At 42.6% G+C, this 14,065-nt stretch carries 12 protein-coding genes; 5 read left to right on the forward strand and 7 right to left on the reverse strand.

Annotated elements, in window-relative coordinates; all coding sequences use genetic code 11:
• Nucleotides 1-462 precede the first annotated feature (462 nt).
• On the forward strand, nucleotides 463-870 hold the full coding sequence (locus AAY47_RS18540; protein ID WP_053014348.1) for a tetratricopeptide repeat protein: 408 nt from the start codon (nucleotides 463-465) through the stop codon (nucleotides 868-870).
• A gap of 315 nt (nucleotides 871-1,185) precedes the next feature.
• Here the strand turns inward: AAY47_RS18540 and fliT are convergent, their stop codons facing one another.
• Genes fliT through fliD form a run of 3 tightly spaced genes read right to left on the reverse strand, consistent with a single transcriptional unit; the run spans nucleotide 1,186 to nucleotide 3,444 of the window.
• Nucleotides 1,186-1,560 (reverse strand): flagella biosynthesis regulatory protein FliT, encoded by a 375-nt coding sequence (gene fliT / locus AAY47_RS18545; protein WP_047771767.1) that lies wholly within the window; start codon nucleotides 1,558-1,560, stop codon nucleotides 1,186-1,188.
• Nucleotides 1,560-1,970 carry a flagellar export chaperone FliS gene (gene fliS, locus AAY47_RS18550; RefSeq protein ID WP_047771768.1) on the reverse strand — a complete coding sequence of 137 codons (411 nt, stop codon included), beginning with the start codon at nucleotides 1,968-1,970 and terminating at the stop codon, nucleotides 1,560-1,562. Before fliS ends, fliT begins: the two co-directional genes overlap by 1 nt.
• Nucleotides 1,971-1,983: 13 nt before the next feature.
• Complete coding sequence (gene fliD, locus AAY47_RS18555; RefSeq protein WP_047771770.1) at nucleotides 1,984-3,444, reverse strand: flagellar filament capping protein FliD; 1,461 nt, start codon at nucleotides 3,442-3,444, stop codon at nucleotides 1,984-1,986.
• A gap of 275 nt (nucleotides 3,445-3,719) precedes the next feature.
• Between fliD and AAY47_RS18560 the strand changes: the two genes are divergently transcribed.
• From AAY47_RS18560 to fliZ, 3 genes are all read left to right on the forward strand, one after another.
• Nucleotides 3,720-4,793 (forward strand): FliC/FljB family flagellin, encoded by a 1,074-nt coding sequence (locus tag AAY47_RS18560; protein WP_047771772.1) that lies wholly within the window; start codon nucleotides 3,720-3,722, stop codon nucleotides 4,791-4,793.
• Between the two features lie 277 nt (nucleotides 4,794-5,070).
• Nucleotides 5,071-5,793: an RNA polymerase sigma factor FliA gene (locus AAY47_RS18565; protein WP_047771773.1), complete on the forward strand. Its 723-nt coding sequence runs from the start codon at nucleotides 5,071-5,073 to the stop codon at nucleotides 5,791-5,793.
• Nucleotides 5,794-5,846: 53 nt separating this feature from the next.
• The gene (gene fliZ, locus AAY47_RS18570; RefSeq protein WP_047771774.1) at nucleotides 5,847-6,359 is read left to right on the forward strand and encodes a flagella biosynthesis regulatory protein FliZ; all 513 of its coding nucleotides are present in this window, start codon (nucleotides 5,847-5,849) and stop codon (nucleotides 6,357-6,359) included.
• Between the two features lie 130 nt (nucleotides 6,360-6,489).
• On the opposite strand, the gene putA is transcribed toward fliZ, so the two are convergent.
• Entirely contained in the window at nucleotides 6,490-10,470 is a 3,981-nt protein-coding gene (putA, locus tag AAY47_RS18575) for a trifunctional transcriptional regulator/proline dehydrogenase/L-glutamate gamma-semialdehyde dehydrogenase (protein ID WP_047771775.1), read from the reverse strand.
• A 516-nt stretch (nucleotides 10,471-10,986) separates the two neighbouring features.
• Here putA and putP point away from each other — a divergent pair.
• Nucleotides 10,987-12,471 (forward strand): sodium/proline symporter PutP, encoded by a 1,485-nt coding sequence (gene putP / locus AAY47_RS18580; RefSeq protein WP_047771776.1) that lies wholly within the window; start codon nucleotides 10,987-10,989, stop codon nucleotides 12,469-12,471.
• A gap of 28 nt (nucleotides 12,472-12,499) precedes the next feature.
• Here putP and AAY47_RS21045 read toward each other — a convergent pair whose 3' ends face one another.
• The 3 genes from AAY47_RS21045 to AAY47_RS22490 form a co-directional block, all read right to left on the reverse strand.
• Nucleotides 12,500-12,685, reverse strand: a complete 186-nt coding sequence (locus tag AAY47_RS21045; protein ID WP_200897811.1) for a transposase domain-containing protein — start codon at nucleotides 12,683-12,685, stop codon at nucleotides 12,500-12,502.
• 114 nt (nucleotides 12,686-12,799) lie between these two features.
• Entirely contained in the window at nucleotides 12,800-13,609 is an 810-nt protein-coding gene (locus AAY47_RS18585; protein WP_047771777.1) for an OB-fold protein, read from the reverse strand.
• A 95-nt stretch (nucleotides 13,610-13,704) separates the two neighbouring features.
• Entirely contained in the window at nucleotides 13,705-13,902 is a 198-nt protein-coding gene (locus tag AAY47_RS22490) for a hypothetical protein (protein ID WP_200897812.1), read from the reverse strand.
• Between the last annotated feature and the right edge of the window lie 163 nt (nucleotides 13,903-14,065).

Here is a 14,065-nt window from a genome sequence, read left to right on the forward strand (position 1 = left end):
TATTTTTTCTTATTCGTCAAACCTGAAATTTTTTAACAAAAAGTTCACGCTCTCGCCCTGATGTTCGCCCGCAATACGAATCAGGTAATATGTATTTTAACGGCTTAGGTGTAAACTATAACCATTTATACCAATCCAACTTCAAGATGCGTGTTATATTTTCCCGCGCAGCAGGGAAATATAAGGCCTCACGTTGTCTTGCGGATTGCAGCTTGAAGTTTATCGAGTATAGAAGTAATCCAATGGTATATTAAATTCGCTGAAAATGGATATCTATATTCCCAAAATAAATTAGGCGATATATATAGCAAAGGATTAAGAGTTAAGGAAAATTATTCTGAAGCAATTAAATGATATATCAAAGCCGCAGAACAAGGTGATACCTATGCCCAAATCACCTTTGGTCTCTTCTACGCAAAAGGATTAAGCAGGGAGCAAAGCTATCAAAAAGCAATAAAATGGATGACCCAGCCTGCCGAAAAGGGAGAATCTGAAGCACAAAATGCAATGGGATATCTTTATATGGAAGGATTAGGTGTTTCAAAAGATGGCGTAATTGCAATGGAATGGCTGATGGAATCAGCCTTGCAAGGTAACACAGCCGCCCAAAATAATATTGGCCAATTATATTGGTATGGGAATAACGGTGTGGAGCGAGACCAGGCCAAGGCTATGCAATGGTTTCTTAAATCAGTAGCGTTAGGTGATGATTACGCCCACTTAAATTTGGGAATGATTTATGAACGTGGTCAGATTGTGCCTCAAGATTATGAAAAAGCACTTGGACATTATCAACAAGCTGCTAGTAAAGATGTTCCCAACCTGGAAAGTAGGATAAAAGAATTAAAAGAAAAAATTAATTATCAATAACGAAAACTTAGGGGGGCTGCTCTCCCCCATAGCGTTGGTTTGCATTATTCATCCCTTAATTAAAAAATAATATGTGATGATAATATCGCCTGTTAATTGCCTTAATGAATCGCCACTATCATTTGTTGGTTAATTTTTTGTTAAAAATTATGGATAAGATATCTTGATTGTTTGCAAATTATAAATACAATAAAGTGCCGAATTAGGTTAACCAAAAAAACGATAGTGACGAATTGACACCGCCTGAAATAAAAAATAAATGACACCATTAATCAGAGTTATTGTGAAATGGAATCACTGATGCCTGTGTTTTGTCTATTTTGAGTCCGTCGTAATCAACTCCATTTCATAGTTATCAGTCGGGAACTGTCCGTATGTATCATGTAAGAGTTGTTTACGGCTTTCCTGTTTAATCAGGTCACTGAGTTCATTTAACCTTTTTTGCAACAATCTCTTAGTTTCTTTTTCATTATCCAAGACAGTTTGCAAAATTTTGGTTAATTGCTGTTGTAATGAAATAGGGGCGTCTGAGTTTTCTGATAGTAAAGTCACCACTTCAACTGCTTTCAGATAAGTGATCTCCATATCAACAAGTTCATCCCACTTTTCATTTCTAGCTAAATCAATCATTTGCTCACTTAAACTAAGGATCTGCTGATAAGCTGACAAAAGATCCGTATCATTTTTCATTAAACAATATCCTGACTGGCGTTGTAATGAGGACCTATTTGCCGCCAAGCATCTGAAATCTCGGTAAGTAAATCAATCACTTCGGTAATAGCCTTCTCATCATTGCGTAAATTGGCATGGAGTAAACGGCGGCTCATATAATCATATAAAGCAAAAAGATTCTGGGCAATCTCGCCGCCTTTCTCGAAATCTAATCCCTCTTTTAGACCATTATCAATGATATTAATCGCCTTTGAAATAGCTATCCCTTTTTCTGGGATATTCCCTTGTTGCATCAGAATGATTGCGCGACGTAGGGCGCTCAGCGCCCCGTTGAACAATATCTGAATCAACTGATAAGGAGAGGCATTCATAATTTCGCTCTCAAGATCTACCTGAGCGTATAACTGGCTTGCCGAACGTTGATACATTAGTGTCCTTTTATTATCTTAAAAGTTGGGCCAGGGATGAACTTGTCTGGTTCATTGAAGAAGAAAGTTTATCCAGTGCGGTAAATTGTTTTTTATAGCGCTCCATTGTGGCTTCAATATTTCTATTCGTCTGTTCTGCTTGTCTTTCCAGTGTTTTCAGACTTTTATTGATACCTTCGGTCGCTGTTGCGATAGTCCCTTCGTGACTGTCCAGGGTTTTTTTCAGTAAATTATAAGTCTGGGTGGCAAAACCGGTTTTTTCTCCATCCCCCATAAAGAAAGCCTTAACGTTAGCTGGTTTTTCTTTCAGGTTCTTTTCCAGTTTTTCGTTGCTGATTTCCAGTGTACCATCCAATTTTTGTTTAATGCCCAGTTTATTTAAGGTAGCAATATCAGCAACTTCCTGTGCTACAAACAATTGTTGTCTTAACTGGCTTTGAATACCTTTTAACGTGCTGTCGCCGAGCAAGGCACCATTGTCTTTTGAAGCCGCTTCACCTTTTCTTACGGGTTTGAATTTAGTCAATGAACTGACCGTGTTTTGTAGCTCATTATAAGCATCAACCCACTTTTTAATTGCCTCTTTCATTGGCTCAATATCACGAGAAACCACCAGTGTTTCTGCTACCGGTTTTTTTTCAGTTTTGCCATTGATTTCGACTTCTTCTTTTTCTGAAACCTTTTTCAGATTCAGGGTAATGCCTTCTGGTGCATCTTTTATTTCATTAGTCTGGCGTTCAATCTTAATACCATTGACTGTTAATTTTGCATTGGCCGCTTGAGTCACTTGTTCCATTGCACCAGAACCACCACCTTTGTCGTCAGATTTGTAGTTCAGTAATTTACCCAGTTCAGCATCACCTTGAACCTCAATGGTCATGACGGATTTTGTGCCGGCTTTTTTCGAAGTCAGGAGCAAATAGTTTTTATTATCTTCTGCTTTGATAATGCTGGCATTAACGTTGCCTTCTTGTTTATTAATGGCCTCGCGGATTTCAACCAAAGAAGTTTCATTATCGTTCAGGGAAATGCGCATCGGCTCTATTTTTTTTTCACCGACTTTTTCTTCACCGGGTTGCGTAATAATAATGGTACGGGTGCCTTTACCTTGTTCTCCTAACGGTTTTTTGACATCTGTAATTGCCGGAGATTTCAGGGATTGAGACAGGGCAAGCTGTTCGACTTCAATAACATAGTTACCTGGGCTGGCTTTAGAATCTGTACTTGGCGTAAATGTTTTATGATCTTCGTTGGTTTTAGTGGTATTGAGCTTATCGAATTTTTTGAGTTCTTCGGATGCACTCTTTAATTTTTCCAAACTGCCTTTTAATGAACCAAAAGCGGTAAGTTTAGCGTTATAGCTGGTTTGTTGCTGTGTTAATGGCTCTAAACGTTTTCTTTCATTAGATTCAAGTTTATCCAGTAATTTTGGATCTATCCCAGATGCGATCCCTACCGCGGAAATGCTAGCCATATTGACTCCTTTTAATAAAAAGCATCACTGGACATGTTATCGGATTAATTTGCGAAAAGTTTACTGACAAAATGATTTTTTTGATGGACGGAATAATTGATCAGAACAGGCGCTGTTTGGGTTATCGGGGTAAAGTGAGAAAAAAATAAAAAAGTTTTTTCAAGAAATATTAAAGGTTCTTTTTAAGGAGCCGATAAAACTGTTGTCGGTGATGAACACCGTGAGCAAAAGGCTCAAACTAATTATATCGGATTGATTTTAAAAGGAACTCTACCATGGCATCAGTCATTAATACTAACTACTCATCTCTGCTGGCGCAAAATAACCTGACAAGATCTAAAGGTACTCTGGGTACTGCGATTGAACGTCTGTCTTCTGGTTTACGTATTAACAGCGCGAAGGATGACGCTGCTGGTCAAGCGATCGCTAACCGTTTTACGGCTAACGTAAAAGGCTTGACTCAGGCTTCTCGTAACGCGAATGACGGTATCTCCATTGCTCAGACTACCGAAGGTGCCCTGAACGAAATCAATAACAACCTGCAACGTATTCGTGAACTGGCTGTTCAGGCAAAAAACGGCACTAACTCTGAAAGCGATACCAAATCTATTCAAGAAGAAGTTAAACAGCGTCTGGACGAAATTGACCGTATTTCTGAACAAACTCAGTTTAACGGCGTGAAGGTACTGAGTAAAGATGACAAAATGACTGTTCAGGTTGGTACAAACGATAATGAAACTATCGCCATCGATCTGAAAAAAATCGACAGCACTGTTCTGAAACTGAATGAATTTGATGCGACTAAATTTAAAAATCCTCTTGTTGGTAACGAAATAACTACTGTTCCAGTTACAACAGGGGGAACAACAAAAGACCAGAAACCTGATGTTACTAAGGTCACTGATGCTACAGACGTCAAAGTTTTCCAGAAATTGAAAGCAGATGGCACGGCTGACAGTGGTAAAGTTATGCTTACTTATACTAAAAAAGATGGTAAGCAATATACTGCTGAATCAACCCTTGGTACGGACGGTAGTGTAGCAAAACCTGGTACTGAAAAAGAAGCAAGTGTTAATGAGAGTCCTTTAGCCGCTCTGGACAGTGCTTTGGCAACAGTTGACAGCCTGCGCAGCTCTTTAGGTGCAGTACAAAACCGTCTGGAGTCTACTGTTAACAACCTGAACAACACGGTTAACAACCTGAGCGCAGCAAAAAGCCGTATCGAAGATGCTGACTATGCGGTTGAAGTTTCCAATATGAGCCGTGGCCAGATCCTGCAACAAGCGGGTACTTCTGTTCTGGCACAAGCGAACCAGGTTCCACAATCTGTTCTGTCACTGCTGCGTTAATTTTTATTTATCCGTTGAGCATTTATGCAGGGCAACCTGCATAAACAACGCTTATAAAATAAGGATCGGTTCGCCGATCCTTATTTTTTAGTTTTGAGTGAGTGTTTTTATCAAGTTAGTCAAGGACAGCCTGAAACTTATTATTATGCATTTGGGCGGACAGCAAAAATTTCGCATAGGTGAAAAAGAAGTGCTTTTACTTCATTGTTCCAACGATTGTACCGGTTAGGGGATTGGATAATGGTATCCAGTCTCTTATCCAAAGGTGTCTGTTGTTGTGAGCGATTTGTATACCGCCGAAGGCGTGATGGACAAAAATAGCCTCTGGAAGCGCTATGTACCACTGGTTCGCCATGAAGCATTGAGGCTACAGGTCAGGTTGCCTGCCAATGTAGAACTCGATGACTTGCTTCAGGCCGGTGGCATAGGCTTACTGAATGCGGTGGAGCGGTTTGATTCCATGCAGGGAACCGCCTTTACCACCTATGCGGTACAGCGCATCAGAGGTGCAATGTTGGATGAGTTGAGGAGCCGTGATTGGGCTCCGCGTAGTGTGCGGCGTAACGCACGTGAAGTCACGCAGACCATCCGTAAACTTGAGCAAGAGTTAGGCCGTCCAGCCAGTGAGCAGGAAGTTGCTAAAGAATTAAAGATTAATCTGATAGAATATCGGCAAATACTGTTAGACACGAATAACAGTCAACTGTTTTCTTATGACGAATGGCACGAAATTCACGGTGAAAGCTGTGAGCCAGTAATCGAGGAGGAGCATGAGGCAAATCCTCTGCAACAATTACTGGAAGGTGATCTTCGTCAGCGGGTCATCGATGTCATAGAATCGTTGCCTGAACGGGAAAAGATGGTTCTTACGTTGTACTATCAGGAAGAACTGAATCTTAAAGAGATCGGCGCGGTGCTTAATGTGGGTGAATCCCGCGTAAGTCAGCTTCACAGCCAGGCGATAAAAAGGTTGAGGGCGCGTTTGAATCCAGAGAAGTAACTTTTTGCTTGTTTGTTTTTTTTGTTAAGACTATACACAGGGCTTTATCTCTTATGTCTATTACAACACAAAAGAAACGGCCTCTTAGCCGTTATATCAAAGATTATAAACACAGCCAGACTCATTGTCTGCACTGTCATAAAACCCTTGACCGTATTTCGCTGGTTTTTAACGGTCAGGTCATCAATAAAGAAGCTATTTCTGAGATGACTGAATTGGTGGATGACAAAACCTGGCATGAGTTGCAGGGTAAATTTGTGGCGTTGTGCCGCTTTTGTAGTGAAATTTATTGCAATAGCCAGACTGATTATTTCGACATTATGTCATTTAAACAGTATCTGTTTGAGCAAACAGAGATGAGTCATAGTACTGTGCGTGAGTATGTGGTTCGTTTAAGGCGTTTGGATGAATTGCTGACTTCAAGTAATTATCCGACCAGTGAGTTTACGCCAGAAAAAATTCAGGAAAAACTCAGCGAGAAATTATCTCAATCCGCTTTCAGTAATTACAATATTGCCCTGCGTAAATATGAGCAATATCTGAGTTGGCAACAGAACGGTCATTGATTAATTATACCGATAGATAATGTTGTCAAATCGAAACGATTTCAGAGGGGAATGTGATTATCACGCATTCCCCTCTATGTATCTAACCCATTGTGTATTTAATCAATTGTGTATTTAATCAATTGTGTATTTAACCAATGGTCATCAGGCTGGCATTACCGCCTGCGGCTGCCGTATTAACACTTAATGAACGTTCATGCAGTAAGCGTTCTAGCAGTAAATGAGTTTCACCACGGGCAAAACCCTGTACGGAGATAATTGGCCCTTTACGCTGGGCAACCCCCTCACATACTCGGCGCAATTGGTCGCAATCGCCATGATAAATAACCGCTTCCATCGCTGTCTCTTCATTCTGCCAATCGTTAACCCAATGGATATGACGGTGAATTTCATTCGGTAACTGGCGTTGCAGCCCCTGATGCAGTTCGTCTTTCTCCCAAAGGGCCTGACAACCGGCAGAAAGTACGGCGGCTAATTGCACCAATGCATCTTGTTCGTTATCTGCAAGGCAAAGAACATGACCGCGCGGCAGTAGGGTATAAGTATTGCGCTCTCCGGTTGGTCCCGGTAATAAGCGTATTGTTCCGCCTTGTGCGACTAAACTGTATTCCTGAATCACCTGATTTAATGTTTCATTGTTCTGCTTGGTTGCCCAATCTGCCAGTTTGTAGAGAGGTGAGAGCAGGTCAATACGGGCTTTGGCATCAATCTCATACTCTGTATCCTGTCGCTCCAGGGTTTGGCTGGCGGCATTGAGAGGGCGTTGTGACAGTAAGCGATACAGATACAGCGGCCCACCGGCTTTTGGTCCTGTGCCTGACAACCCTTCGCCCCCAAATGGCTGCACGCCGACAACAGCACCGACTATATTACGATTGACGTAAATGTTGCCGACTTTCGCTTTGCTGGTGACCTGGGCGATGGTCTCATCAATACGGGTGTGGACTCCCAACGTCAGGCCATAACCCGTCGCGTTGATTTGATCCAGCAGTTTATCCAACGCATTATGTTTAAAACGAACAACATGCAGGACTGGCCCGAAAATTTCTTTCTTCAATTCATCGAAACTTTCCAACTCGATAAGCGTCGGTTTGACGAAAGTGCCTTGTGACCACGCCTGGCTATCGGTGGCATTTTCGTATGCCGCCTGATAAATAGCCCGACCCTTGGTACGCATGGTTTGGATATGACGTTCGATACCCGCTTTCGCTTCTGCATCAATGACGGGACCAATATCTGTGAATAAGTGCTCAGTATTCCCCATCCGGCATTCAGCCATCGCACCTTTCAGCATGGCGATAGTCCTTTCAGCGACATCCTCCTGAACACACAGGATACGCAGGGCAGAACAGCGCTGGCCCGCACTGTCAAAAGCCGAAGCGATGACATCGGTAACCACTTGCTCGGTTAACGCGGAAGAGTCGACGATCATGGCATTCAGGCCACCGGTTTCTGCGATCAACGGTGTCGGGCGCCCTTGTGCATCAAGACGGCCGGCAATATTGCGCTGCAACAAGCTGGCAACTTCGGTCGAGCCGGTAAACATCACACCGCGTACACGTTCATCACCAACCAGTAGCGCACCTACCGTTTCCCCTTGTCCGGGCAGTAATTGCAGCACTTCACGAGGAATACCCGCTTGGTGCAATATTTTGACCGCAACGGCGGCAATAAGTGGCGTCTGTTCTGCGGGTTTTGCCAGAACACTATTGCCTGCGGCCAGTGCAGCAGCGATTTGGCCGGTGAAAATTGCCAGCGGGAAGTTCCACGGACTGATACACACGACAGGTCCCAGTGGGCGGTGGGTATCATTGGCAAAGTCTTGGCGAACCTGGCTTGCGTAATAATGGAGAAAATCTACGGCTTCGCGCACTTCGGCAATCGCATTGTTGAATGTTTTACCCGCTTCACGAACCAGAATGCCGAGCAAAGATTGCAGGTCATTTTCCATCAATTCCGCTGCACGCACTAAAATTGCGGCCCGTTCTGAGGGGGGAGTGGCAAACCAAATTGCGCCGGCATCGGTAGCCATATCCAGCGCGTGGTTGACTTCTTGTTCAGTGGCTTCACGAACATAACCCACAATATCGGAATTTCTGGCGGGATTGGTCATCGGCTTAATGGCAGGCAATTCTTCTGTCGGTTGGTAATCACCACTTAACAACGGTTCGCTGTTCCATGTTTCCATTGAAGAACTGAGCAGGGCACTGGAAAGAGAAGCTAAACGATGTTCATTGGAGAGATCCAGCCCTAATGAGTTAACACGGTTTTTGCCGTATAAATCACGTGGCAGAGGGATTTTAGGGTGTGGCAGGCCGATTTGCCCTTCAGTCTGCGCCAATTCCTGTACAATTTTTACCGGATCAGCGACCAATTCATCAATCGGCAGTGACGTATCGGCAATGCGATTAACAAACGAAGTATTCGCCCCATTTTCCAGTAAACGGCGCACCAGATAGGCCAGTAATGTTTCGTGTGTGCCTACCGGTGCGTAAATACGGCATGGGCGATTGAGTTTACCTTCTGAGATCTTACCGACAACTTGTTCATAAAGCGGCTCTCCCATGCCATGCAGACATTGGAACTCATATTGTCCGGGATAATAGTTTTGCCCAGCCAGATGATAAATGGCGGATAAAGTATGAGCGTTATGGGTAGCAAATTGTGGGTAGATCAGATTAGGGACAGCGAGCAGTTTGCGGGCACAGGCAAGGTAAGAAACGTCGGTATAGACCTTGCGGGTATAGACTGGATAGTCTTCCAAGCCATCGATTTGGGCACGTTTAATTTCACTATCCCAGTAAGCCCCTTTCACCAGCCGGATCATCAATCTGTGACGGCTGCGCTGTGCCAAATCAATAATACTGTCAATGACGAAGGGACAGCGTTTCTGGTAAGCCTGAATAACAAAACCAATGCCGTTCCAGCCTTCCAGTTTGGGTTCGAAACACAATTTTTCCAACAAATCGAGGGAGATTTCCAGACGATCAGCTTCTTCCGCATCAATATTGATACCGATATCATATTGGCGAGCCTGTAAGGTCAGGGAAAGCAGGCGAGGATAGAGTTCATCAATAACACGTTCGTACTGGGCGCGGCTGTAGCGCGGGTGCAGGGCAGAAAGTTTGATGGAAATGCCCGGTCCCTCATAAATACCCCGGCCATTTGATGCCTTGCCAATGGCGTGGATCGCTTGCTGATAAGAAACCATGTAGGCTTGCGCATCTTCTTCGGTTAAGGCGGCTTCGCCAAGCATATCATAAGAATAACGGAAGCCTTTTTCCTCCAGTTTACGGGCATTGGCAAGGGCTTGCGCGATGGTTTCTCCCGTCACAAATTGCTCCCCCATCAAGCGCATCGCCATATCCACACCCTTGCGTACCAACGGCTCGCCGCTTTTGCTGATAATACGGTTTAAGGATTTGGATAACTTGGCTTCATTATGGGTGGACACCAGCTTGCCCGTGAACAACAAACCCCACGTTGCAGCGTTGACAAACATGGAGGAACTTTGGCCTAAATGAGAATGCCAGTTGCCGTTGCTGATTTTATCGCGGATCAAGGCATCGCGGGTTGCTTTGTCGGGAATACGTAACAAAGCTTCGGCGAGGCACATCAATGCCACACCTTCTTGTGAAGAAAGTGAAAACTCTTGCAACAATCCCTGAACCAAACCTGAGCGGCCAATGCCCTGTTTTTGTTGACGCAGCTTTTCGGCAATAGAATAAGCGAGTTTGTGAGCTGCTTTCGCGTGTTCTTCTGATAGCTGTGCACGTTGCAGCAGCATAGGAACTGCTTGAATTTCGGGGAGGCGATAGGTCGCAGTAATTGCAGAACGTTTCACCGATTGGGGTAAAATATGTTCGGCAAAATCCAGAAAGGGTTGATAAGGCGCCTCAATCTGTGATTCTACTTCGGAAATCATTTCTTCTTTGTTATCCTGACCGGCTGATATTTCTGGAAGCTTTCCCTCATTTTCCAGACGTTCAAGATAATTAAAAATGGCTTGCTTAATTAGCCAGTGTGGTGTGCGTTCAATTCGTTGGGCTGCGGCTTTGATTCGATTACGCGTTGCTTCATCGAGCTTTACACCCATAGTGGTACTACCCATTTTCACTCCTTAATAGGTAAGACTATAACAAGTTACATAACAATATCTTCCATGTTGCAACTTTGTGCAACTTTGTTAAAAGCAATCATTCTAAATTTGTGAAATTAATCTTGTTTTCACTATTTTTTCAGTGAAACTTAGTATTGATTTTTATTTATTTTATTGATATTTATTGTTTTTATTATAATTGTTAAATTTCGGGTATAACCCGTTATTCAATTTCAGGTGCAACTTTCGGGGCGGTAAATGTGATTTGGCAAGCGTTTTTTATAAAAACACAGTTAATTAGTTGTTAAAAACGTTTTAACTAAATTAGGATAGAATGTAATTTTAAAATAATTACAAGCATAAATAGTACACATGAAAACTAATGACATCTTCAGGTACAACTTGTTACAGCCTGGTCAAGAAGATGAGGTATCACTTAAAGGTACTTCAAGCATAGATGACATTATTTACGCAAATAACACATTTGCAGAGACATAATTTATAAAAACACTATGGAGAAGAACCTGCATGACAGTAAATTCACCAATGCTCATTACCTTCATTATCTATATCGCAGGGATGTTGTTGATAGGTTTTATGGCTTATCGTTCCACCAGGAATTTTGATGATTACATATTGGGTGGACGGAGATTAGGTAGTGTGGTAACTGCATTATCTGCTGGCGCTTCTGATATGAGTGGCTGGTTATTGATGGGATTGCCGGGAGTGATCTTTTTCTCCGGTATTTCAGAAAGTTGGATCGCGTTGGGCTGTTTGCTGGGTGCGTATTTGAACTGGCGTTGGGTCGCGGGTAGGTTGCGTGTGCATACTGAGATAAATAATAACGCGTTAACTTTACCAGATTATTTCACCCATCGTTTTGAAGACCGGAGTAAAATCCTGCGTATTATCTCCGCTCTGGTTATCCTGATTTTCTTCACCATTTATTGTGCATCGGGTGTTGTAGCTGGTGGATTGTTGTTTGAAAACACGTTCGGCATCAGCTACGAAAAGGCTATCTGGCTAGGTGCATTGGCAACAATTGCCTATACCTTCCTTGGCGGCTTTTTGGCCGTGAGTTGGACGGATACGGTTCAGGCAACTTTGATGATTTTTGCCTTGATTTTGATGCCGGTTCTGATCCTGCTTAAAGTGGGCGGTGTTGGTACTGCAATCAATATCGTTGAAGCTAAAAACCCAGCTTACTTGGATATGTTCAAGGGGCTGAATATCATTGCCATTATTTCCCTGTTGGGCTGGGGGTTTGGTTATTTTGGTCAACCGCATATTTTGGCGCGTTTTATGGCGGCAGATTCCCACCAGACTATTCATAAGGCTCGTCGTATTAGTATGACGTGGATGCTGTTGTGTTTAGGGGGAACTGTAGCAGTGGGTTTCTTTGGTATCGCGTATTTTGAATTATATCCAGGACAAGCTGCTGCTGTACTGCAAAACCGTGAGCGCATCTTTATAGAGTTGGCTGTCATTTTGTTCAATCCGTGGCTCACCGGCATATTGCTATCTGCTGTACTGGCTGCGGTTATGAGTACCTTAAGTTGTCAGCTATTGGTTTGTTCCAGTGCATTGACGGAAGATCTCTATAAAGCTTTTATCCGTACCAAGGCTAGCCAGAAAGAATTGGTATGGGTGGGGCGTATGATGGTACTGCTGGTAGCAACTATCGCGATTGTGATTGCAACTAACCCGAATAATAAGGTATTGGCACTGGCGAGTAATGCCTGGGCAGGATTTGGTGCATCATTTGGCCCTGTGGTACTGATGTCAGTACTCTGGAAACGTATGACCCGTAACGGTGCGCTGGCTGGCATGTTGGTGGGCGCTATCACTGTATTGGTTTGGATGGAATACCGCTGGTTTTCCCTGTATGAAATTATTCCGGGCTTTATCTTCGCGACGCTTGCCATTATTGTGGTGAGCTTACTAGGAAAAGCGCCAAGCCAAGCGACACAACAGCGTTTTGCTGATGCAGAAGCGCATTATAAGACTAAGTAATCCAATAAAATAAAAAGCCTCTGATTATTCAGGGGCGCACTGTTATATCCATCAATTCCCCGAGTTCAGCCGGTAACTTGCGCCACCGGATACTGAATTTTTGTGTTGACTCAAGGGCTTGTTCAATCCACTTAAGCGGGATGGACTGCTGAAATGTCGATAATGACTCAGGTGCAGCAAATGTCTCCATATCGAGTAACCAATGATTAAGCAAAAAAATACCCTCATAACCTAATAGTGAAGAGGGTATTTTGAACTAATCTGAGGATCGGTCAATCGATCTGAACAAGTAATTCCTTAACTGAATGGTGTTACCTTTCGGGCGGGTTTATATTTCTAGTGTAGCGGGTTCTACTCCTAATTTTTCCATTACTGCCTTAATCTCTTCATTATTTTTCAAATTATTTTCGCCGTACTTAGAGATAGCAGAAGATAAACATTTTTGATCAGTGGCATTGCATGTTTTAAAATCTTCTGTTGCTACAGAAGCAACCTTAACAAAAAGAATTATTTGTTTATCATACTCGCTTGCTTTACCTGGATTTTTTAAAGCATTATTTGCAGATGATACAAACTTATCAGTCAATTCATTTACGGCAACCGAAACGGGAGTACAATCCCTCACCGATGGAGACCCTATAATGACACTACTACCAACACAGGCGTATTTAACCTTTTGATTTTTATTTAGTTCAGCGGCAAGGTCTCTATATTTTTTAGAAAAATTGACATGCACTTTATTAAACATATCGCCTGTTTTTAATGTCACAACAGGAATATCGCCAAAGCTAGAATCGATTGAATCAATAATACCAGAGACAATAATTTTTTTACCTTTGTAGATCTTATCACCTCTGGCTTCATTGTCTGCGTAGACTTTTTGCATTTCTCTGGCTGATACAGCTAAATACTCTGTATCTAGCTGTGAACTACCTCCATCAAAGCTGGTTTCCACTTCATCGTGAATCATCTCTTTGGCGGCTTGTAATTCATTTTCGGTCAACTTAATTGCTTTTTTCGATGATATTGCCGCAGAGGAGTTGCTACTTGATGATTTACTTTCATCATTTCCTGCAATGAAGATTATAACGATAAGAACAACAAATACTATCCCTACCCATTTCAATACGTTTTTCATTTATATATCCACATACATTAAGTTATCTAACGTCAAGTTTTTTTGATACAAATATTGTGTAATTATTAACCCCATTGTTAAGGGGTATTTTGTAATTAGCCCGCTGTAACGGTTTCTTTTTTACTTGTTTTTTTCTTAAAAATCACTGAGATAATAATTGCCAATACAAAAAGAACGATATGAAAGCCAACATAGAACCAATAAAGCCCTACACCATCGCCACCATCGCTGTGTATTGAGGCCGCCGTCACCATGAGGCTTGGAGATAAAAAAGCCGTGGAAATGATGTTCATACCAAATGTGACACCAGATAATGTTGGGCTTTTATAAAATGACATTAGAGCAAGAACACTACAGAACATAGCGATAAATACGCCACCAACTGGAATAAAGATACTTGGATTCGCATGATAAGTGCAATTTCTGAAAAAGGCGGTCAGTTGCTATAGTAGGCAT

Origin of the sequence: Xenorhabdus griffiniae (genome assembly GCF_001028135.1) — a bacterium.
Taxonomy (GTDB): Bacteria; Pseudomonadota; Gammaproteobacteria; order Enterobacterales; family Enterobacteriaceae; genus Xenorhabdus; species Xenorhabdus bakwenae.